The organism is Thalassovita mangrovi, assembly GCF_009857745.1.
GTDB lineage: Bacteria > Pseudomonadota > Alphaproteobacteria > Rhodobacterales > Rhodobacteraceae > Thalassobius > Thalassobius mangrovi.
The window spans coordinates 192,654-211,173 of record NZ_WWEN01000002.1; the positions used below are offsets into that span (position 1 = coordinate 192,654).

General features: G+C 65.2%; 15 protein-coding genes. 4 read left to right on the plus strand and 11 right to left on the minus strand.

What is annotated here, in order from left to right:
• Positions 1 to 37 precede the first annotated feature (37 nt).
• The 7 genes from ccmB to yajC form a co-directional block, all read right to left on the minus strand.
• A complete protein-coding gene (ccmB, locus tag GR167_RS02725; protein ID WP_160971915.1) occupies positions 38 to 694 on the minus strand; it encodes a heme exporter protein CcmB in 657 nt (218 codons plus the stop codon).
• Positions 691 to 1,308, minus strand: coding sequence for a heme ABC exporter ATP-binding protein CcmA (gene ccmA / locus GR167_RS02730; RefSeq protein WP_160971916.1), 618 nt, complete (start codon positions 1,306 to 1,308; stop codon positions 691 to 693). Before ccmA ends, ccmB begins: the two co-directional genes overlap by 4 nt.
• Positions 1,309 to 1,449: 141 nt before the next feature.
• On the minus strand, positions 1,450 to 1,806 hold the full coding sequence (locus GR167_RS02735) for an Mth938-like domain-containing protein (protein WP_160971917.1): 357 nt from the start codon (positions 1,804 to 1,806) through the stop codon (positions 1,450 to 1,452).
• A gap of 26 nt (positions 1,807 to 1,832) precedes the next feature.
• On the minus strand, positions 1,833 to 2,585 hold the full coding sequence (locus GR167_RS02740) for a sulfite exporter TauE/SafE family protein (protein WP_160971918.1): 753 nt from the start codon (positions 2,583 to 2,585) through the stop codon (positions 1,833 to 1,835).
• Positions 2,578 to 3,546: a protein translocase subunit SecF gene (gene secF, locus GR167_RS02745; protein WP_160971919.1), complete on the minus strand. Its 969-nt coding sequence runs from the start codon at positions 3,544 to 3,546 to the stop codon at positions 2,578 to 2,580. The genes GR167_RS02740 and secF overlap by 8 nt, the downstream gene beginning before the upstream one ends.
• Before the next feature lies 1 nt (position 3,547).
• Complete coding sequence (gene secD / locus GR167_RS02750; RefSeq protein ID WP_160971920.1) at positions 3,548 to 5,212, minus strand: protein translocase subunit SecD; 1,665 nt, start codon at positions 5,210 to 5,212, stop codon at positions 3,548 to 3,550.
• A 44-nt stretch (positions 5,213 to 5,256) separates the two neighbouring features.
• On the minus strand, positions 5,257 to 5,541 hold the full coding sequence (yajC, locus tag GR167_RS02755) for a preprotein translocase subunit YajC (RefSeq protein ID WP_160971921.1): 285 nt from the start codon (positions 5,539 to 5,541) through the stop codon (positions 5,257 to 5,259).
• Positions 5,542 to 5,811: 270 nt separating this feature from the next.
• Here yajC and serS point away from each other — a divergent pair, with 270 nt between their 5' ends.
• A complete protein-coding gene (gene serS / locus GR167_RS02760) occupies positions 5,812 to 7,104 on the plus strand; it encodes a serine--tRNA ligase (RefSeq protein ID WP_160971922.1) in 1,293 nt (430 codons plus the stop codon).
• A gap of 238 nt (positions 7,105 to 7,342) precedes the next feature.
• On the opposite strand, the gene GR167_RS02765 is transcribed toward serS, so the two are convergent.
• The 4 genes from GR167_RS02765 to GR167_RS02780 all read right to left on the minus strand — a co-directional run bounded on the left by GR167_RS02765 (position 7,343) and on the right by GR167_RS02780 (position 12,092).
• Complete coding sequence (locus GR167_RS02765) at positions 7,343 to 8,329, minus strand: fatty acid desaturase (protein ID WP_160971923.1); 987 nt, start codon at positions 8,327 to 8,329, stop codon at positions 7,343 to 7,345.
• Positions 8,330 to 8,531: 202 nt separating this feature from the next.
• Positions 8,532 to 10,004, minus strand: a complete 1,473-nt coding sequence (gene der, locus GR167_RS02770; RefSeq protein ID WP_160971924.1) for a ribosome biogenesis GTPase Der — start codon at positions 10,002 to 10,004, stop codon at positions 8,532 to 8,534.
• A 47-nt stretch (positions 10,005 to 10,051) separates the two neighbouring features.
• Entirely contained in the window at positions 10,052 to 11,374 is a 1,323-nt protein-coding gene (locus tag GR167_RS02775) for a PQQ-like beta-propeller repeat protein (RefSeq protein WP_370741234.1), read from the minus strand.
• A 49-nt stretch (positions 11,375 to 11,423) separates the two neighbouring features.
• The gene (locus GR167_RS02780; protein ID WP_160971926.1) at positions 11,424 to 12,092 is read right to left on the minus strand and encodes a tetratricopeptide repeat protein; all 669 of its coding nucleotides are present in this window, start codon (positions 12,090 to 12,092) and stop codon (positions 11,424 to 11,426) included.
• Between the two features lie 219 nt (positions 12,093 to 12,311).
• On the opposite strand from GR167_RS02780, the gene GR167_RS02785 reads away from it, so the two are divergent.
• The 3 genes from GR167_RS02785 to GR167_RS02795 all read left to right on the plus strand — a co-directional run bounded on the left by GR167_RS02785 (position 12,312) and on the right by GR167_RS02795 (position 18,361).
• The gene (locus tag GR167_RS02785) at positions 12,312 to 13,547 is read left to right on the plus strand and encodes an efflux RND transporter periplasmic adaptor subunit (protein WP_160971927.1); all 1,236 of its coding nucleotides are present in this window, start codon (positions 12,312 to 12,314) and stop codon (positions 13,545 to 13,547) included.
• A complete protein-coding gene (locus GR167_RS02790; RefSeq protein WP_160971928.1) occupies positions 13,544 to 17,131 on the plus strand; it encodes an efflux RND transporter permease subunit in 3,588 nt (1,195 codons plus the stop codon). The genes GR167_RS02785 and GR167_RS02790 overlap by 4 nt, the downstream gene beginning before the upstream one ends.
• Before the next feature lie 177 nt (positions 17,132 to 17,308).
• Positions 17,309 to 18,361: a calcium-binding protein gene (locus tag GR167_RS02795; protein WP_160971929.1), complete on the plus strand. Its 1,053-nt coding sequence runs from the start codon at positions 17,309 to 17,311 to the stop codon at positions 18,359 to 18,361.
• The last annotated feature ends 159 nt before the right edge of the window (positions 18,362 to 18,520 follow it).

Consider the following 18,520-nt stretch of genomic DNA (forward strand, 5'->3'; position numbering starts at 1 on the left):
CTAACTCCTCCCGCGCCGCGCGCAAGTCACATCCCCGTCAGCGCAGGTTCACCCTCAGTACCGCAGCCGAGGCAAAAGGCAACAGCGCGATGGTGCCGCAGGTAATCCCCGCCAGCATCAGCAAGGGCGTGGTCGCCTCCATCCCCTCGATCGCGCGCCGCGCCATTTCCGCGCCGAAGATCAACGTCGGCACATATAGGGGCAGAACCAGCAGGCTCAACAGCAGCCCGCCACGTTTCAGCCCCACCGTCAGCGCCGCGCCGAAAGTGCCGATCACCGACAGCGCCGGAGTGCCGATCAGCAGCGAAATGACCAGCGGCACATACCCGGCATCCGGCAGGTTCAGCAGCAGCCCGAAGACGGGCGCGGCCAGCACCAGCGGCAACCCGGTGGTGATCCAATGCGCCAGCGCCTTGATGCTGACGATCGCCTCCATTGGCAGCGGCGCGGTGGCCAGCAGGTCCAGCGATCCGTCCTCCCAATCGAGCGCCAGGATGCGGTCCAGCGACAACAGGCAGGCCAGAAGCGCCCCCAGCCACAACACCCCCGGCGCGATCTTCGACAACAGCCCGCTTTCGGGGCCGACCCCGAAGGGCACCAGCACGACCACGATCAGGAAAAAGGCCAGCCCCAGGCCAAAGCCGCCACCGGCGCGCACCGCCAGCCGCAAATCCCTTGTCAGAAGCGCAATCACAGGAAAGCTCCGTCAAAATCGTCCAGCGGCGGCGGCACCGCCTTGAACGGTTCCACGTCCAGCACCCGCGCCTCGGCCAGGCCCAGATCGATATGGGTCGCCAGCAAGGCCAGACCGCCGCCCGCCAGATGCGCCCGCACCGCGTCGGCGAACATCGCGACCGAGGCCACATCCAAAGACACGGTCGGTTCGTCCAGCACCCAGACAGGCCGCCCGGTCACCACCATCCGCGCCAGCCCCAGCCGCCGCTTCTGCCCGGCGGACAAGCCGCCCGCGGCGCGGTTCTCCAGCCCGCGCAGGTCGAAGGCGTCCAGCGCCGCGTCGATGCTGCCGGTCTCGAACACGTCGGCCCAGAATTGCAGGTTCTCGCGCACGCTCAGCACCGATTTGATGCCGTCGGCATGGCCGGCATAGGCCATCGCGTCGCGTTCCAGCCCCACCGCCCCGCTCAGCGGCGGCTGCAGCCCGGCCACGGTGCGCAACAGCGTCGTCTTGCCGATGCCGTTCGGCCCGCGCAGCACCAGGGCCTCGCCGCTGGCGATGGTGAACGACACCCCCTCCAGCACCGCGATGCCGCCGCGCGCGACGGAAAGATCGGATACAGTCAATTCCATGCATCCCTCCTATCCCATTGACGCCGCCACGAAAAGCGCCATCGCACGGGATGCGGCACTGCGCCATGCGCGCCCATCCCGCTTCTTCTGTTCACAAATATCCCGGGGGTGTGGGGGCAGCGCCCCCACCGATGCGCCGGTTCAAACCGGCAGCGCCGCCAAGGCGACGCGGCGCCCCTCCGACACCAGCACGTTATAGGTCCGGCAGGCCGAGGGCGAATTCATCACCTCGACCCCGATCCCCGCCGCCTCCAGCCGCTGGCGCAGCTCGGACGGCAGGAAAGCGATCTCGGGTCCCATGCCGACGAAGATCACGTCGACCTCGCCCGCCAGCGCCAGCAGCGCTGCGCCATCGTCCTCCAGCCCGGCCCAGACCCGCGCCTTGTCGGGCGTCACGATCACAGCGCCGTGCAGGACCTGCCCGCCGACCCGGAAAAACCCCGGGCCGTAGCCGTCCACCGGCACCGCGTCGTCGAATGTCACCTCGGTCAGCTGCATCGCTTTTCCTTTCAGTCTCAGGCCGCTCAGTCCCAGATCGGCAGGCCCGACAGGCCCGACATCATGGTGATACCATATCCCGCCACCCGGTAGAGCCGCTGCCGGTCGGGGTGGAACATAGCCGCCCCGGCCAGATTGCCCAGCAGGTTCGGCACGATCAGCAGCACGCCCAGCAGCACCGGCGTCAGTTCCATCTTGTCCTGCAGCGCCAGCATCGCGATCACCGCGAAATCGAAGATGATCAGGTAGAGCATGATATTGGCGCGGATCACCCGCGCCGGTTCGCTCGACGCCATGTAAAGCAGGATCACCGGTGGTCCGGGCACGCCCGCCACCCCGCCCAGGAATCCCGACAGGGTACCCGCGCCATATTGCAGCCCCGGGCCGATATCGCGGCGCAGCCGTACCCCGCCCGCCAGCAACAGCGGCACGGTCAGGGTCAGCACGCAAACGCCATAGCGGAACAGTTCGGGCTTCATCGCGAACAGGATCAGCAGGCCCAAAGGCAGCGCGATCGTCGCCCCGATCAGCATCCGCCGCACCTGGTCCAGCCGCGCGGTGCGGAAGGCAGAGGGCGTGTTGGGCAACGGCCCCACCGCCTCCATCAGCACCAGCGTGGTCAGCGCCCAGACCGGCGACATGAACTGCCCGGCGATCGGCAGATAGACCAGCGCCGTGCCGAAGCCGGTAAAGCCCCGCACGGTGCCGGCCAGGAAGACGCCGAAGATCAGCCAGCCCAGGCCGTCATAGGCCAGAAGCTCGGAAATGGCCTCAGGCATCTACGTTGGCGAACTGGTTGCCCTGGTTGTTGTCGGGCTTCGACCAGTCGCGCTTCACCCCCAGCATCAGGACGATGTTCTTGGCGACGTAGACCGAGGAATAGGTCCCCACCACGACGCCCCAGGTGATGGCGAAGATGAAGCCGCGGATCACGTCGCCGCCCAGCACCAGCATGGCGATCAGCGCCAAAAGCGTGGTGCCCGAGGTCATCAGGGTCCGGCTCAGGGTTTCGTTGGCGGTCAGGTTCATCAGGTCGCGCAGCGGCGTGGTCTTGAACTTGACCAGGTTTTCGCGCAGCCGGTCGAAGATCACCACCGTGTCGTTGATCGAATAACCGATGATGGTCAGCAGCGCCGCGATGGTAGCCAGGTCGAAGCGGATCTGCAGCACCGAGAAGATGCCGATGGTCACGATCACGTCATGCGCCAGCGCCGCGACGGCGCCGACCGAGAACTGCCATTCGAACCGCAGCCAGATATAGAACAGGATCGCCGCCAGCGACGCCCCCACCGCCAGCACGGCGGTCCAGATCAGTTCGCCCGACACTTTCGGGCCCACGGATTCGACCAGCGGGAAGCTGATGGTGTCGTCCACCCCCTGCAGCGCGGCCTCGATCTGGGCGATGGTGTCCTGATTGACGCTTTCCTGCCCGTCCTGGGACTGGATGCGGATCATCGCCACGTGCTGATCCTCGGCGAAGGTCGGATCGAACACCTCGGCGATCGACACGTCGCCCAGCTCCAGCGGGGCCAGCGCCTGACGGTATTGCCCGACATCGACGGCCTGGGACGACTGGGTCCGGATCATCGTGCCGCCTCGGAAATCGATGCCGAAGTTCAGCCCGATCATCCCCCAGGCGACCAGCGACAACACGACCAGAACGCCCGACAAGCCCAGGGTCGCCCATTGCCAGCGGAAGAAATCGAAATTCGGGACTTCGCGGAAAAATCTCAGGCGCATGTCAGACCTCAATCGTTTTGGGACGGCGGCGTTCGAACCACATCACGATCAGCAGACGTGTGACGAAGATCGCGGTGAAGACCGAGGTGATGATACCCAGGCCCAGCGTGATAGCGAAGCCGCGCACCGGGCCGGAGCCCAGGGCGAACAGGATCACCGAGATGATGAAAGTGGTGATGTTGGCGTCGATGATCGCCGACAGCGCCCGGTCGTAGCCCAGCTCGATCGCGCGGGCCGGCCCCTTGGCGGTGCGCAATTCCTCGCGGATACGCTCGAACACCAGAACGTTGGCGTCCACCGCCATACCGATGGTCAGCACGATCCCCGCGATCCCCGGCAGGGTCAGCGTACCGCCGATCAGCGACAGCGCGCCGAAGATCAGCGCCACGTTGATCAAGAGCGCGATATTGGCGAAAACGCCGAACAATCCGTAGCTCAGCACCATGAAGACCAGCACGGCGGCGAAGGCGACGATACAGGCGATCTTGCCAGCCTCGATGCTGTCGGCGCCCAGTTCCGGGCCGATGGTGCGCTCTTCGAGGAATTTCAGCCCCGCCGGCAGCGCGCCCGCGCGCAGCAGGACGGCCAGGTTGGTGCTTTCCTCGACGGTGAAATTGCCGGTGATGATACCCGATCCGCCGCCGATATGGGCCTGGATGACCGGGGCGCTGATCACTTCGTCATCCAGCACGATGGCGAAGGGATTGCCGATGTTTTCGGCGGTGTAATCGCCGAACTTACGCGCGCCGGAAGTGTTGAAGCGGAAGGTCACCGCCGGGCGGCCGTTCTGATCGAAGGACGGCTGCGCATCGACCAGTTCCTCGCCGGTAACGACGGGGGCCTGTTCCAGCACGTAATAGACGCCTTCGTCATCCAGCGAGGGCAGCAATTCGTTGCCCGCGCCCGGCGGCATGTCGGCATTGCCGGTGCGGGTGACGACCGGCTGGAACGACAGCTGCGCGGTGGTGCCGATGATGTCCTTCAGTTCGGCCGCCGATCCGATGCCGGGCACCTGGATCAGGATCCGGTCGGCGCCCTGGCGCTGGATGGTGGGTTCGCGGGTTCCGACCTCGTCGATCCGGCGATTGATGATTTCCAGCGACTGCTTGACCGTGCGCTCGTCCGTCGCAAGGCGTTCGGCCTCGCTCAGGGTGACGACGATATCGGCGCCGTCGACGGTGACCTCGATATCGTTGGCCCCTGCCCCGGTCAGGCTGACCACCGGGCGGGCCAGCCCGCGCACCAGTTCGGCGGCGCGCGCGGCCTTGTCGGGATGCTGGTTCAGCCGGATGCGCAGTTCCGCGCCTTGGGTTTTCTGCAGCCGGATGGTGCCGATTTCATCGCGTTCCTCGCGCAGAAGATCGCGTACCTCGGGCCACATCGCCTGCAGCCGGGCCTCGTAGACATCCGCGACCTGCACTTCGGCCAGCAGATGCGCCCCGCCGCGCAGGTCGAGCCCCAGATTGACCAGCCCGGACGGCAAAAAGGCGGGCCAGAGTCCCGCCTGTTCTTCCAGCCCGCCGCCGGACGCGCCCGATTCAAGGGCCATGACGGCATCGTTGCTGGTTTCCACCCGTGTGTAAAAGGCATTGGGAAGCGCCAGCAGCAACCCGAGGGCGCAAAGCCCCCAGATCACCACGCGCTTCCACAGATCAATCTGTAGCATATGTGCAGCTTTCGCTTTTCAGCCCCTGTAGGGGCCGGGAAAAATCAGGATTCGGCGGCCGGTTCGGTCTTGCTCACCACCTGGGCGATGGTCGACTTGACGACGCGGACCTTGACGCCCTCGGCCAGCTCGACCTCGACCTCGTTGTCGTCCTTGACCTTGGACACCTTGCCGATCAGACCGCCCTGGGTCACCACCTGATCGCCCCGGCGCAGCGCGCCGACCATGGCCTGGTGGTCTTTCATCTTCTTCTGCTGCGGGCGGATCAGCAGGAAATACATGATCACGAAGATCAGGATCAGGGGTACGAACTGGCCGATGGATTCCATCAAGTGCATCCTTTGTTTTGGGTCAGGGGCATCCCCTGCGATTTCGACCCGGAAACTATGTGCCGTTGTTGGGTTTTGCAAGGCACCTCGGCATTGGCGTCCGGGTAAACGGCGGCGGCGCTTGCCGCGTTGCCGGGTTCGTGTCCCATCCCCGCGGCCCGCCCTTTGCCGAATCCGACCGGCGCCGCGCCCCCGAACCGGTTTGCAAGCCGCGCAAAATAGGCAATAACCTCGGCGAACAATCGACTCAGCCAACCCGGAGCCCTCCTCATGCATGACATCCGCGCCATCCGCGAAAACCCGGCGGCCTTCGACGCCGCGCTTGCCCGCCGGGGCGATGCACCGATGTCGGCCGAGTTGCTGGCGCTGGACGAGGCGCGCCGCGCCAAGATCCTGGCCGCCGAATCCGCCCAGGCCGAGCAGAACAAGGCCTCCAAGGCGATCGGCGCGGCGAAGGCCAAGGGCGACGAGGCCGAATTCGAACGGCTGCGCGCCGAGGTGGCCGCCAAGAAGGACGAGGTCGCAGCGATGCAGGCCGAGGCCAAGGAACTGGACCTCAAGCTCACCGACATGCTGGCGCGCATCGCCAACCTGCCCGCCGATGACGTGCCCGAAGGCGCCGACGAAAACGACAATGTCGAGGTGAACCGCTGGGGCACCCCGCGCACGTTCGATTTCGCCGCGAAGGAACATTACGAAATCGCAGCCGTCGCGCCGTCGATGGATTTCGAAACCGCGGCCAAGCTCTCGGGCGCGCGCTTCGTGGTGCTGAAGGGCGCGCTGGCGCGCATCCACCGGGCGCTGGCGCAGTTCATGCTCGACACCCATGTGGACGAAAACGGCCTGACCGAAACCCAGACCCCGGTGCTGGTGCGCGACGAGGCGATGTATGGCACCGATAAGCTGCCGAAATTCGGCGATGACAGCTATCAGACCACCAATGGCTGGTGGCTGATCCCGACCTCGGAAGTGACGCTGACCTATTCGGTGGCGGGCGACATCCTGGAAGCCGCACAACTGCCGATCCGGATGACCGCGCATACCCAGTGCTTCCGCTCCGAAGCCGGGTCGGCGGGCAAGGACACCGCCGGCATGCTGCGCCAGCACCAGTTCGAAAAGGTCGAAATGGTGTCGATCACCCATCCCGATGAAAGCGACGCCGAGCAAAAGCGCATGCTGCGCTGTGCCGAGGGGCTGCTGGAAAAGCTCGGCATCCCCTACCGCACGGTGGTGCTGTGCACCGGCGACATGGGCTTCGGCGCGCGCCGCACCTATGACATCGAGGCCTGGCTGCCCGGCCAGAACACCTATCGCGAGATTTCCAGCGTCTCGACCACCGGCGCCTTCCAGGCGCGCCGCATGAATGCCCGCTTCCGTCCCGAGGGCGGCGGCAAGCCGGAATTCGTCCACACGCTGAACGGATCGGGCCTGGCGGTCGGCCGCTGCCTGATCGCAGTGCTGGAAAACGGCCAGCAGGAAGACGGCTCTGTCACCCTGCCCGATGTGCTGCATCCCTATCTCGGCGGCAAGTCCACCCTGGACGCAAGCGGCAACCTGATCTGATTGTCTGCGCCAAGGCGCAGTCAGGTTTAGCCCGTTCCGGGCGGTTTGAAGGGGGCCTTGCCCCCTTCTTGGCCTATGGCCAATTCATCCCCCAGAGTATTTTCACCAAGAAGAAACCAGATGCGCCCTGCTCTTCTTCTTGGTGCAAATACTCCGGGGGTTTGGGGGCAGCGCCCCCATTCCGCTTCGCCCCTGGGCGAAGCACATCCTGCGCGGCCTGCAAGGCCGCACCGCTGGCTCAGGCCGTGGCCAGGTTGGCCTGACGGGCCCCCGGGAACGGCACCAGCTTACCCTTGTCCTCATCCCAGAGCTTCAGCCGGAACGACGCGATCGCCTGCGGCCATTTCACGATATTGGTCTGCGGCGCCAGCACATGGCCGATTTCGCGGTGGCATTTGCGCAACCGGTAGGACGGGATGCGCGGATCGTAATGGTGGATGTCGTGATAGGCGATATTGCCGGTGCCCAAGTCCCACCACCAGCCCAGATCCAGCGCCGAGGAGCCCTTGAGCGCAGCGACGGACGGGTCGAGATCGGGGCGCCGGTCCCAGTGGGTGTCTTCGAAATTGTGCTGCAGATAGACCAGGAAGACGCCGATCACGCCCGCCACCACGGCGGTCGCCGCCCAGACCGCCAGCCCGGTCGCCCCCGCCGCCAGCCAGATCGCACCGATCCAGGCCGCCAGCGCCAGGTTATGCGCCAGCACCCCGGCGATCCCCGCCTTCAGCGTGTTCTTGGGCCAGCGGTAGCGCAGGAAATAGACGAAGATGCCGCCCACCAGCATCAGCACGAACGGGTTGCGGTAAAGCCGGTAATAGAGCCGCTTGCCAAAGCCTGCCTGGTTCCATTCGGCCAGCGTCATCGTGTAGATTTCGCCGTCTTCGCGGAAATCCAGATTGCCGACATGGGCGTGGTGCAGATTGTGATTGTGCCGCATCGCCCAATAGGGCGTCAGGGTGAAGACCGACAGGCCATAGCCGGCCAGGTCGTTCTGCCGCCGGGTCTCGAACAGCGATGCATGGCCGCAATCGTGCTGCAGCACGTAAAGCCGCACCCCGGCAAAGGCGTTGAGCACCACCAGAGGCACCACCGCCCACCAGGTCGCGGCCCAGTGGATCGCTGCCCAGAGCGTCGCGAAATAGACGGCGAAGGTTCCGAAATAGCTGGCCGCGGCGATGCGGTTGTCTTTTCCGATGTAATTCTTGGTGTAATCCCTGACAGACATGGCTCTCCTCAAGGTTCGATAATGCGGGGGCCTTCCTCGTGCGGCGCGGACACCTGCCTCCCTAAATCACACAGACAACAGTTTTTTGACCAAATAGAAGGTCTGCAATGCAAAACAACCGGCGCGGGCGGCGCCGGTTGCAATAACTGTAAGCGGAGATGAATATTTCTCAACCCCCTGCGCGACAGGACCTGTACGCGGGTCAGCCGCGCGGCTGGCCGCGCTTTTTCGTCAGGTGCTTGCCCAGGGCGCCGGGTTTCTTTTCCCGCTTGGCCTTATAGGGGTTCTTGTCGCTTTGCCCGCGCATGGTCAGCCGGATCGGCGTGCCGGGCATGTCGAAATCTTCCCGCAGCCCGTTGATCAGGTAGCGCGAATAGCTGGCCGGGATCTTGTCGGGATGCGAACACATCACCACGAATCCGGGCGGCCGGGTCTTGGCCTGGGTCATGTAGCGCAGCTTGATTCGGCGCCCGCCCGGCGCCGGCGGCGGGTGCTGTTCCAGCATCCCGATCAGCCAGCGGTTCAGCCTGGCGGTCGATACCCGGCGGTTCCACACGTCATAGGCCTTTTCCACCGCCGCCTGCAGCCGGTCCAGCCCGCGCCCGGTCTTGGCCGAAACGGTGACCAGCGGCGCGCCGCGCAGCTGCGGCAGCAGGCGTTCGAACGCTTCGCGCATCTCGCGCAGCTTTTCCTGCTTATGTTCCTCGATATCCCACTTGTTCACCGCGATGACCACGGCTCGGCCTTCGCGTTCGGCCAGGTCGGCGATGCGCAGATCCTGCTGTTCGAACGGGATAGCGGCATCCAGCAGCAGCACCACGACCTCGGCGAATTTCACCGCGCGCAGACCGTCGGAGACGGACAGTTTTTCCACCTTGTCCTGCACCTTGGCGCGCTTGCGCATGCCGGCGGTGTCCCAGATCCGCACCGGCAGCCCGCCCCAGTCGATGGTCAGCGAAATCGCGTCGCGGGTGATCCCCGCCTCGGGCCCGGTCAGCAGACGGTCCTCGCCGAGGATCTTGTTGATCAGGGTCGATTTACCGGCATTGGGGCGGCCGATCACGGCCACCTGCAAGGGCTTGTCGAGCGTCGGCTTGCGATAGCCTTCCTCGTCCTCGCCTTCTTCCTCGTCCAGGGTGACGTCGGTTTCGGGCATGTGTTCGGCGGCCTTGGCGGCATATTCCTCGGCCAGCGGCCGCAGCACATGCATCAGCTCATCCATGCCTTCGCCATGTTCAGCCGAGATCCGCAACGGTTCGCCCAGCCCCAGGGCATAGGCTTCCAGCACGCCCGCATCGGCGGCCTTGCCTTCGGCCTTGTTGGCGCCGAGGATCACGTGCTTGGCGCGCTTGCGCAGGATTTCGGCGAACATTTCGTCGGTCGGCGTCACGCCGACCCGCGCGTCGATCATGAACAGGCAGATATCGGCCATGTCCACCGCGCGTTCGGTCAGCCGCCGCATCCGGCCCTGCAGGCTGTCGTCGGTGGCGTCTTCCAGACCGGCGGTGTCGATCACGGTGAAGCGCAGATCGCCAAGTTTGGCATCGCCTTCGCGCAGGTCACGGGTCACGCCCGGCTGGTCGTCGACCAGGGCCAGGCGCTTGCCAACCAGGCGGTTGAACAGGGTGGATTTGCCCACATTCGGGCGCCCCACGATGGCGAGGGTAAAGCTCATTTAACGCTCCAAAACGGATCAAGCCGCCCTGTTACACCAAGTTTCGGTCAACGGAAAGCGAACAATTGACCATTCGTGCCGACGACGTAAAGCGTACCGCCCGCCACCACCGGCGCGGTGGTCGCGCCGCCCGGCACTTCGACGGTGCGGGTCAGGTTGCCGCTGGCCGGGTCGAAGAAGCGCAGCAGCCCGTCATTGGAGGCCACCACCAGCTGACCGCCGGCCAGGATCGGGCCGTAATGGGCATAGACCTCGGACGCCTTGCGCGGATGGTATTTCACGAAATTGGGCAGCGCCGTGCCCCAGATCCGGCTGCCGTCGCGGGCATCCAGCCGCACCAGTTCGTTCTGATCGGTCAGCGCGAAGACCGAGCCGCCAACCGGCCAGACCGGGCTGATCGCGCCTTCGGTGGCGGTCCAGATGCGTTTGCCGGTGTTGATGTCCAGCGCCGCCAAACGGCCCGAATGCGACCCGACATAGACGGTATTGCCATCAATCACCGGATCGCCGGTGATGTCGCCGACCTTGGCGATCGACTTGAACCGGCGCTGACCGGATACATAGCTCGACCACAGCCGCAGCCCGCCCTTGCGGAAAGCGCCGTGCAGCGCGCCGTCGCCATAGGCGAAGACCACGAACTTGTCGTTCACCGCCGGGGCCGAGGCGCCCAGCACGTTGTTGATATCGGGCGCCTGCGACAGTTGCCAGCGCACCCGGCCGGTTTCGACCTCCAGCGCCCAGGCGGTATCGTCGCCGCCGGTCAGATAGACCAGATCGCCGTAAACGGTGGGCGCACCGGACCCGGTTTCGCCCAGTTTCTGCTGCCACAGGACCTTGCCGCTGGCCGGGTCGATCGCGGTCAGAGTGCCGAAGCCCGAGGACACGAAGAGCTTGCCCGCGCCAATCGCCAGACCGCCGCCCGAAGCGTCGCCCGGCTGATCGCGTTCCGGCGCCAGGTCGGTCCGCCACAGCGTCGCGCCCGCGGTCGAGGTCGCGGTGACCAGCGCCTGGGCATCCAGGGTGAACACGCGGCCCTGATCGACCACCGGGTCGGCGGTGATGCGGTTGCGCTTGCCGTCGCCCATGCCGATATCGGCGGCCCAGACCAGCGCGGGCGCGGCGGCAAGCGCGGGATGGGTCGGGCGGTATTTCGGCGACCCGATGCGATGGGTCCAGCTGGCATTGTCATGCACCCGCGGCAGGGTCAGCCTGCGGGTCACGGCAGCGGTTTGCACCTCGCCGGTCTCGGCGCCGTCCGACAGGATCGAGCGGATATCTTCACGCTTGCCCGGCAGGATGACTTCTTTTTCGGTGCAGGCCGCCAGCAGCGAAACCGCCGCCATACCAAGAACGAAAGAACTGCGTTTCACCAATCCTGCCCTCTGTCTCATTATCCCCAAGCCGACCAAGGCGGCGGGTTCAATTCGTCTGTGTCGTTGCGGCGGTATCGCCCCCGAGCGCCACAATCAACTGCGACGCGCGGCGACGCAAGCCCGACGTGGCTTCGGCATCGTCGATGATCCGCTGCAGCCGTTCGATCGCCGCCTGCGGCGCGTCTTCGGAAATGTCGATCAGCGCCAGTTGTTCCTCGGCCAGAAGCCGCAGGGTCGATCCGGTCTGGATCAGCCCTTCCAGCCGCAGGCGCCGCTGATCGGCGGCCAGCGTGTCGGCCTGCAGCAGCACCGATTTGAACCCGGCCAGCTGGCGATAGATCGGCGCGGCTTCGCCATTGGAGGACAGCGCGTCGAGGATTCCGACGGCGGCGGCGATTTCACCGGCCTGTTCCAGTTCGGCGGCCCGCAGCAGCGAAACGACGATGTCACCCTTGGGCTGCTCCGAACCGATCGCGGCCAGGGCTTCGGCGCGGGCGGCCGCATCGTCCTGGTCCAGCGCCGCGACGATGCCGTCGCCAAGCGCCTGCGCGGCGGCCAGGTCCTGCGCCTTGCGCCATTCGTTCCAGGCCGCGCCGCCGACCAGCAGAAGAACCGCCAGAACCGCGATCCAGCCATAGCGGCGCATCAGCGCGAACAGCCGGTCACGGCGTACTTCCTCGGTCACTTCCTCGATAAAACTGTCGGTATCGCTCACAACCGTGCCCCCTTGATTTTCCCCCTCTTACCCCGAAGCTCCGGGCCTGCCAAGGGTGCGCAAAAGACACGTTCTTGCGACCGCCTATCGGCTTGCGCCCGGGCGGCCACCCGCGTAAAAACTGAACCGATCCGTTCAGAACCCTCCGAACCGGGTTGTAATTTGCCGTAAAAGCCCCAGTTTCGACATTTCAAATGCTTGCATAGTTAAGGACCTCGAATGCGTATTGTACCGATTCTGACCGCAATTCTGGTGACGGTCGTTCTGTTCCTGCTGGTAATGAAGCGCGAGGCCCTGATCGCCTTTGCCGTGGGTGACGCCGGACAGACCGTTCAGGCCGGCGAAGACCCCGTGCCCGCGGTAGAGGATGCCGATGCAAAACCGGTCATGAAGGTCGTGGTCCAGCGCTCGCAAAGCCGCGAAATCGACAGCGCGGTGGTGTTGCGCGGCGAAACCGAAGCCGCCCGCCAGGTCGATGTCCGCGCCGAAACCACCGCCCAGGTGATTTCCGATCCGCTGCGCAAGGGCAGCTTCGTGCAGGCGGGGCAGAAACTGTGCATTCTCGATCCCGGCACCCGGCCCGCGGTCCTGGCCAATGCCCAGGCGCAGCTGGCCAATGCCAATGCGCAGGTGCCCCAGGCCGACGCGCAGCTGAAAAAGGCGCAGGCGCAGCTGGACGAGGCGCTGATCAATGACAAGGTCGCCTCGGAACTCTCAAAAGACGGCTATGCCTCCACCACCCGGGTCGCTTCGACCCAGGCGGCGGTGAAAGCGGCCGAGGCGGCGGTGGAATCGGCGCTTTCCGGGCTTGAAGCGGCGCAGGCGGGCATTCGCGCCGCCGAATCCAACGTCGCGGCGGCGGAAAAGGAAATCGAACGGCTGAGCATCAGCGCGCCCTTCGCCGGTCTGCTGGAAAGCGACACCGCCGAACTGGGCAGCCTGCTGAGCGCTGGATCGGTCTGCGCCACGGTGATCCAGCTCGACCCGATCAAGGTGGTGGGTTACGTGCCCGAAACCCAGGTCGGCCGGGTGTCGCTGGGCAGCCCCGCCGGTGCGCGGCTGAGCGACGGGCGCGAAGTGCGCGGCCAGGTGACCTTCCTGTCGCGCTCGGCCGATCCGCAGACCCGCACCTTCCGCGTCGATATCGAGGTCGCCAACGGCGACATGAGCATCCGCGACGGCCAGACCGCCGAGATCCTGATCGCCTCGGCCGGGACCATGGCGCATCTGCTGCCGCAATCGGCGCTGACGTTGGACGATGACGGCCATCTTGGCGTGCGCGTCGTGGCCGAGGGCAATATCGTCGCCTTCATGCCGGTCACGCTGGTGCGCGACACCGCTGCCGGGGTCTGGATCACCGGGTTGGGTGAGAGCGCCGACGTGATCGTGGTGGGTCAGGAATACGTGGTCGATGGCGTCAAGGTCGAACCGACCTACCAGGAGCTGGGCCAATGACCGGTATCGTCGACTGGGCCGCCGCCCGCGCGCGGATGGTGATGGCCTTCATCCTGCTGTCGCTGCTGGCGGGGGGATATGCCTATTTCGGCCTGCCCAAGGAAGGCGAACCGGATATCGAGATCCCGGCGCTTTTCGTGTCGGTCCCCTTCCCCGGCATTTCGGCGGAAGATTCCGAAACCCTGCTGGTCAAGCCGATGGAAACCGAACTGGCGGGCCTCGACGGGCTGAAGACCATGTCCTCGACCGCGTCCGAAGGCTATGCCGGGGTGGCGCTGGAATTCGAATTCGGCTGGGACAAGACCCGGGTGATGGCCGATGTGCGCGACGCCATGTCCACCGCCGAAGGCCAGTTCCCGGCCGGGGCCGATAAATATTCGGTCAACGAAATCAACTTCTCGGAATTCCCGATCCTGATCGTCAACCTGACCGGCGACGTGCCCGAACGCACCATGTACCGGGTCGCCAAGGACCTGCAGGACCGGCTGGAATCTCTCGACTCGGTTCTGGAAGCGGGCATCGCGGGCAATCGCGATGAAATGGTCGAAGTGGTGATCGATCCGCTGCGGCTGGAATCCTACAACGTCACCGCGCAGGAACTGATCAGCGTGGTGACCAACAACAACATGCTGGTCGCCGCCGGCGAGGTGGAAACCGAACAGGGCACCTTTTCGGTCAAGATCCCGTCCTCCTTCGACGAACCGCGCGACATCTATTCGCTGCCCGTGAAGATCAACGGCCAGCGCGTCGTTACCCTGGGCGACCTGGCCGATATCCGGCTGACCTTCGAAGACCGCACCGGCACCGCCCGGTTCAACAGCGTGCCGACGGTGGCGCTGCAGGTGGTCAAGCGCAAGGGGTTCAACCTTCTCGACACGATCGACGAGGTGAAGGCCGAACTGGAAACCGCGCGCGAAGACTGGCCCGAGGACCTGAAGGCGGCGGTGCGGCTTGGCACCTCGAACGACCAGGGCCGCGTCGTGGGATCGATGGTCAGCCAGCTGGAAGGCTCGGTCCTGACCGCCATCGCGCTGGTGATGATCGTGGTGCTGGCCTCGCTTGGCAGCCGCGCCGCGCTGCTGGTGGGCTTCGCGATCCCGACCTCCTTCCTTCTGTGTTTCCTGCTGCTGGCGGCGATGGGCGTGACGATTTCCAATATCGTGATGTTCGGCCTGATCCTGGCGGTCGGGATGCTGGTCGACGGTGCCATCGTGGTGGTGGAATATGCCGACAAGCGGATCAATGACGGCGTCGGCCCGATGCACGCCTATGTCGAGGCCGCCAAGCGGATGTTCTGGCCGGTGGTCAGCTCCACCGCGACCACGCTTTGCGCCTTCCTGCCGATGCTGTTCTGGCCCGGCGTGGCGGGCGAATTCATGGGGATGCTGCCGATCACGCTGATCTTCGTGCTGACGGCGTCGCTGGTGGTGGCGCTGATCTACCTGCCGGTGATGGGCGGGGTGTCGGGGCGGCTGAGCCGCAAGTTCCACCAGATGTCCGAGTTCCTCAAGCGCAAGCTGCCCTGGGTGGTGCGCGCGGCGCTGGTGCCGGTGGCGATGCTGGTCATGTTCTCCGGCGCGATGCAGGTGCTGAACCCGAACTACCTGTTCCAACTGGGCGATGCGGGACTCGCATCGCTGTTTGTGGGCGGGGTGATCTTCATCCTGGGCGCCTTCGCCGCCTCGGTCACGCTGCAGGCCGCTGAAATCCAGTGGGGCCGGCGCAAGATCAGGGTCGGCCATCGCCGCACCGGTTTCGGCTGGGTGATCAAGGCCATCGTCGGCAACCCGGTGATGCCGCTGGTCGCCGTCGTGGCGGTGGGCTTCGTGGTGATGAACGTCTTCAGCTACTACGGCGAACACAACAAGGGCACCGAATTCTTCGTCGAATCCGAACCGGAACAGGCGATCGTCTATGTCCGCGCGCGCGGCAACCTGTCGCTGACCGAAAAGGACGCGCTGGTGCAGCAGGCCGAAGACATCGTGCTGGCCCATCCCGGCGTGCTGAACGCCTTTTCCTTCGCCGGCGAAGGCGGGCTGAAGAACAACACCGGCGGGGCGCAGCCGCCGGTCGACACGATCGGGCAAATCCAGCTGGAAACCATTCCGTGGGAAGACCGCTCGGGCCGGCCCGATCTGGACGGCGATATCATCCTGAAGGAACTGACCCAGGCGCTGGAACAGATCCCCGGCATCAAGATCGAAATCCTCGCCCAGGCGCGCGGCCCGGCCTCGGCCAAGCCGGTGCATCTGCGGCTGAAGGGCGACAATTGGGACGACCTGAAGACCGCCACCGACCTCGCCCGCACCCGGTTCGAACAGACCGAGGGGCTGGACCTGATCGAGGACACCCTGCCCCTGCCCGGCATCGACTGGCAGATCGACGTGGACGTGGAAAAGGCCGGCCGCTACGGCGCCGACGTGGCGACGGTGGGCGCGATGGTGCAGCTGGTCACCCGCGGCATCCTGCTCGATACGATGCGGGTGGAAAGCTCGGACGAGGAAATCGACATCCGCGTGCGGCTGCCGGAAAAGGACCGGGTGCTGTCGACGCTGGACACGCTGAAGGTGCGCACCAGCGACGGGTTGGTGCCGCTGGCCAATTTCGTCACCCGCCAGCCGGTGCCGAAACTGGCGACGATCAGCCGGGTCGACCAGAAGCGTTATTTCGACGTCAAGGCGGCGGTGACTGCCGGTCTGACCAAGACAACGACCGATGACAGCGGCAACGAGGTGACCGAGCCGATCAACGCCAATGAACGGATCGAAACCCTGACCAAATGGCTGAACACCGATCCGCTGCCCGCCGGCATCACATGGGAATGGACCGGCGACCAGGACGATCAAGCGGAAAGCCAGGCCTTCCTCGGCACCGCCTTCGGCGCGGCCTTGGCGCTGATGTTCATCATCCTGCTGGCGCAGTTCAACAGCTTCTACAACTCGGCACTGGTGCTGCTGGCGGTAGTGCTGTCCACCGCCGGGGTGCTGATCGGCATGCTGGTGATGGATCAGACCTTTTCGATCATCATGACCGGCACCGGGGTGGTGGCGCTGGCCGGGATCGTGGTGAACAACAATATCGTCCTGATCGACACCTATCAGGAATATTCCGCCTACATGCCGCGGATCGAAGCGATCGTGAAAACCGCCGAGGACCGGATTCGCCCGGTGCTGCTGACCACGGTGACCACGATGGCCGGTCTGGCGCCGATGATGTTCGGCCTGTCGCTGGATTTCATCCAGGGCGGCTACAGCATCGACAGCCCGACCGCTTTGTGGTGGAAACAGCTGGCCACGGCGGTGGTGTTCGGGCTGGGCATCGCCACGGTGCTGACGCTGGTCTTCACCCCGGCGATGCTGGCGATCCGGGTTTGGTTCAACACCTATCTGCGCTGGATCGCACGGGCGCTGGCGGCGCTGTCGATGGGCCGCGCCAGCCGCGCCGCCCGCGACCTGGCGCTGGCCCGCGCGGCACGCAAGCTGAAGGCGCCGGAAATCATCTGGGATGATGACATGCCGGACCCGTTCGATGCCCCGGACAGCGGCAAAAGCGGCCCCGGACAGAAGCTGAAAGCGGCGGAATAAGGCGGCCCGACACCCCCCTTCCCGCTCACAACTGAACCGCAATCAGACGCGGCCCCGGTCCTCCGGGGCCGCGTTTTTGCGTACATGTTCGAATTTCGTTCCCGATTCACGCCTGCTTAAGAAATTCCGATTAATCACAAATTTTATATTTCTACTTTTATAAGAGAGAGCGCTGCCATGTTCGCCTTGACCGTATTGCCGCTGCTGCTTGGGATTCTGCTGGTCGATTTCGGAGCCGCGGACGGGACCGATCCCGACGAAGACGACAATTTCACCGGCACCGAAGAAGACGACCGGTTCCTCGCGATGGGCAATGACAACGACCTGACGATCTTTGCCCACGAAGGCGACGATGTGATCCGCACCGGCGACGGCAATAACGAAATCCAGGCTGCCGAGGGCGCGGATTCGATCGATTCCGGCGATGGCAACGACCTGATCTTCGGCGGTGCCGGCAATGACGACCTGAACGGCGGCGGTGGCGACGACACGATCGATGGCGGCGACGGCGACGACCTGCTGGAGGCGGACAGTGGCGACAATATCATCGACGGCGGCGCCGGTAACGACCGGGTCAAGACCGGCGATGGCGATGACCAGATCACCACCGATGACGGTGAAGACACGGTGACGGCGGGCGGCGGCAACGACCTGATCGATCTGGGCGAAGGCGACGATCGCTGGCTCGACAACCTGCTGGATCACGACCTGGCGGCGGATGACAACGATACCGTTTCGGGCGGCGACGGCCGCGACCTGCTGACCTCCTACCAGGGGGCGGACCGGATCGATGGCGGCGACGGCGACGACCGGATCGTCGCCCGCGACCTGCAGTTCGACGAAGACCGCAATCCGCTGGCGGACGCCCCCGACACGCTGAACGGCGGTGCCGGCGACGATTTCATCCGCAGCGACGACGGCGATATCGTGACAGGCGGCGAAGGCGCCGACCGGTTCTGCGTCTGCGTCAACCAGGACCCGCGGCTGGTGCAGGACAGCAGCGATGCCGAAACCGTCACCATCACCGATTTCGATCCCGAAAACGAAACCGTCCGCATCACCCTGATCGGCGGGCTGGAATTCGATTTCGACGAAATCTCGGCGGTGGAAGACGCCGATGGCGGCGGCATCACCCTGGTCGCCGAGGATATCGAATTCCTGCATCTGCTGGGCGTCAGCTTCGACCAGCTGACGCCGGAAAACCTGACCGTGCGGGTGCTGGCGGGCTGAGGCTTCATGGCGCGCCTCGGGCCCCGGCGCGTCACAGGATGCCGGGTCGCGTAAAATTCACCGCGGGCCGAAGCCGGTCCGGCGCAAAGCCCTATCGATTTCAACAATAAGCCAGCATCATCGCCATTGTTAACCGCGCAATGAGAAGTAGAAATTTAC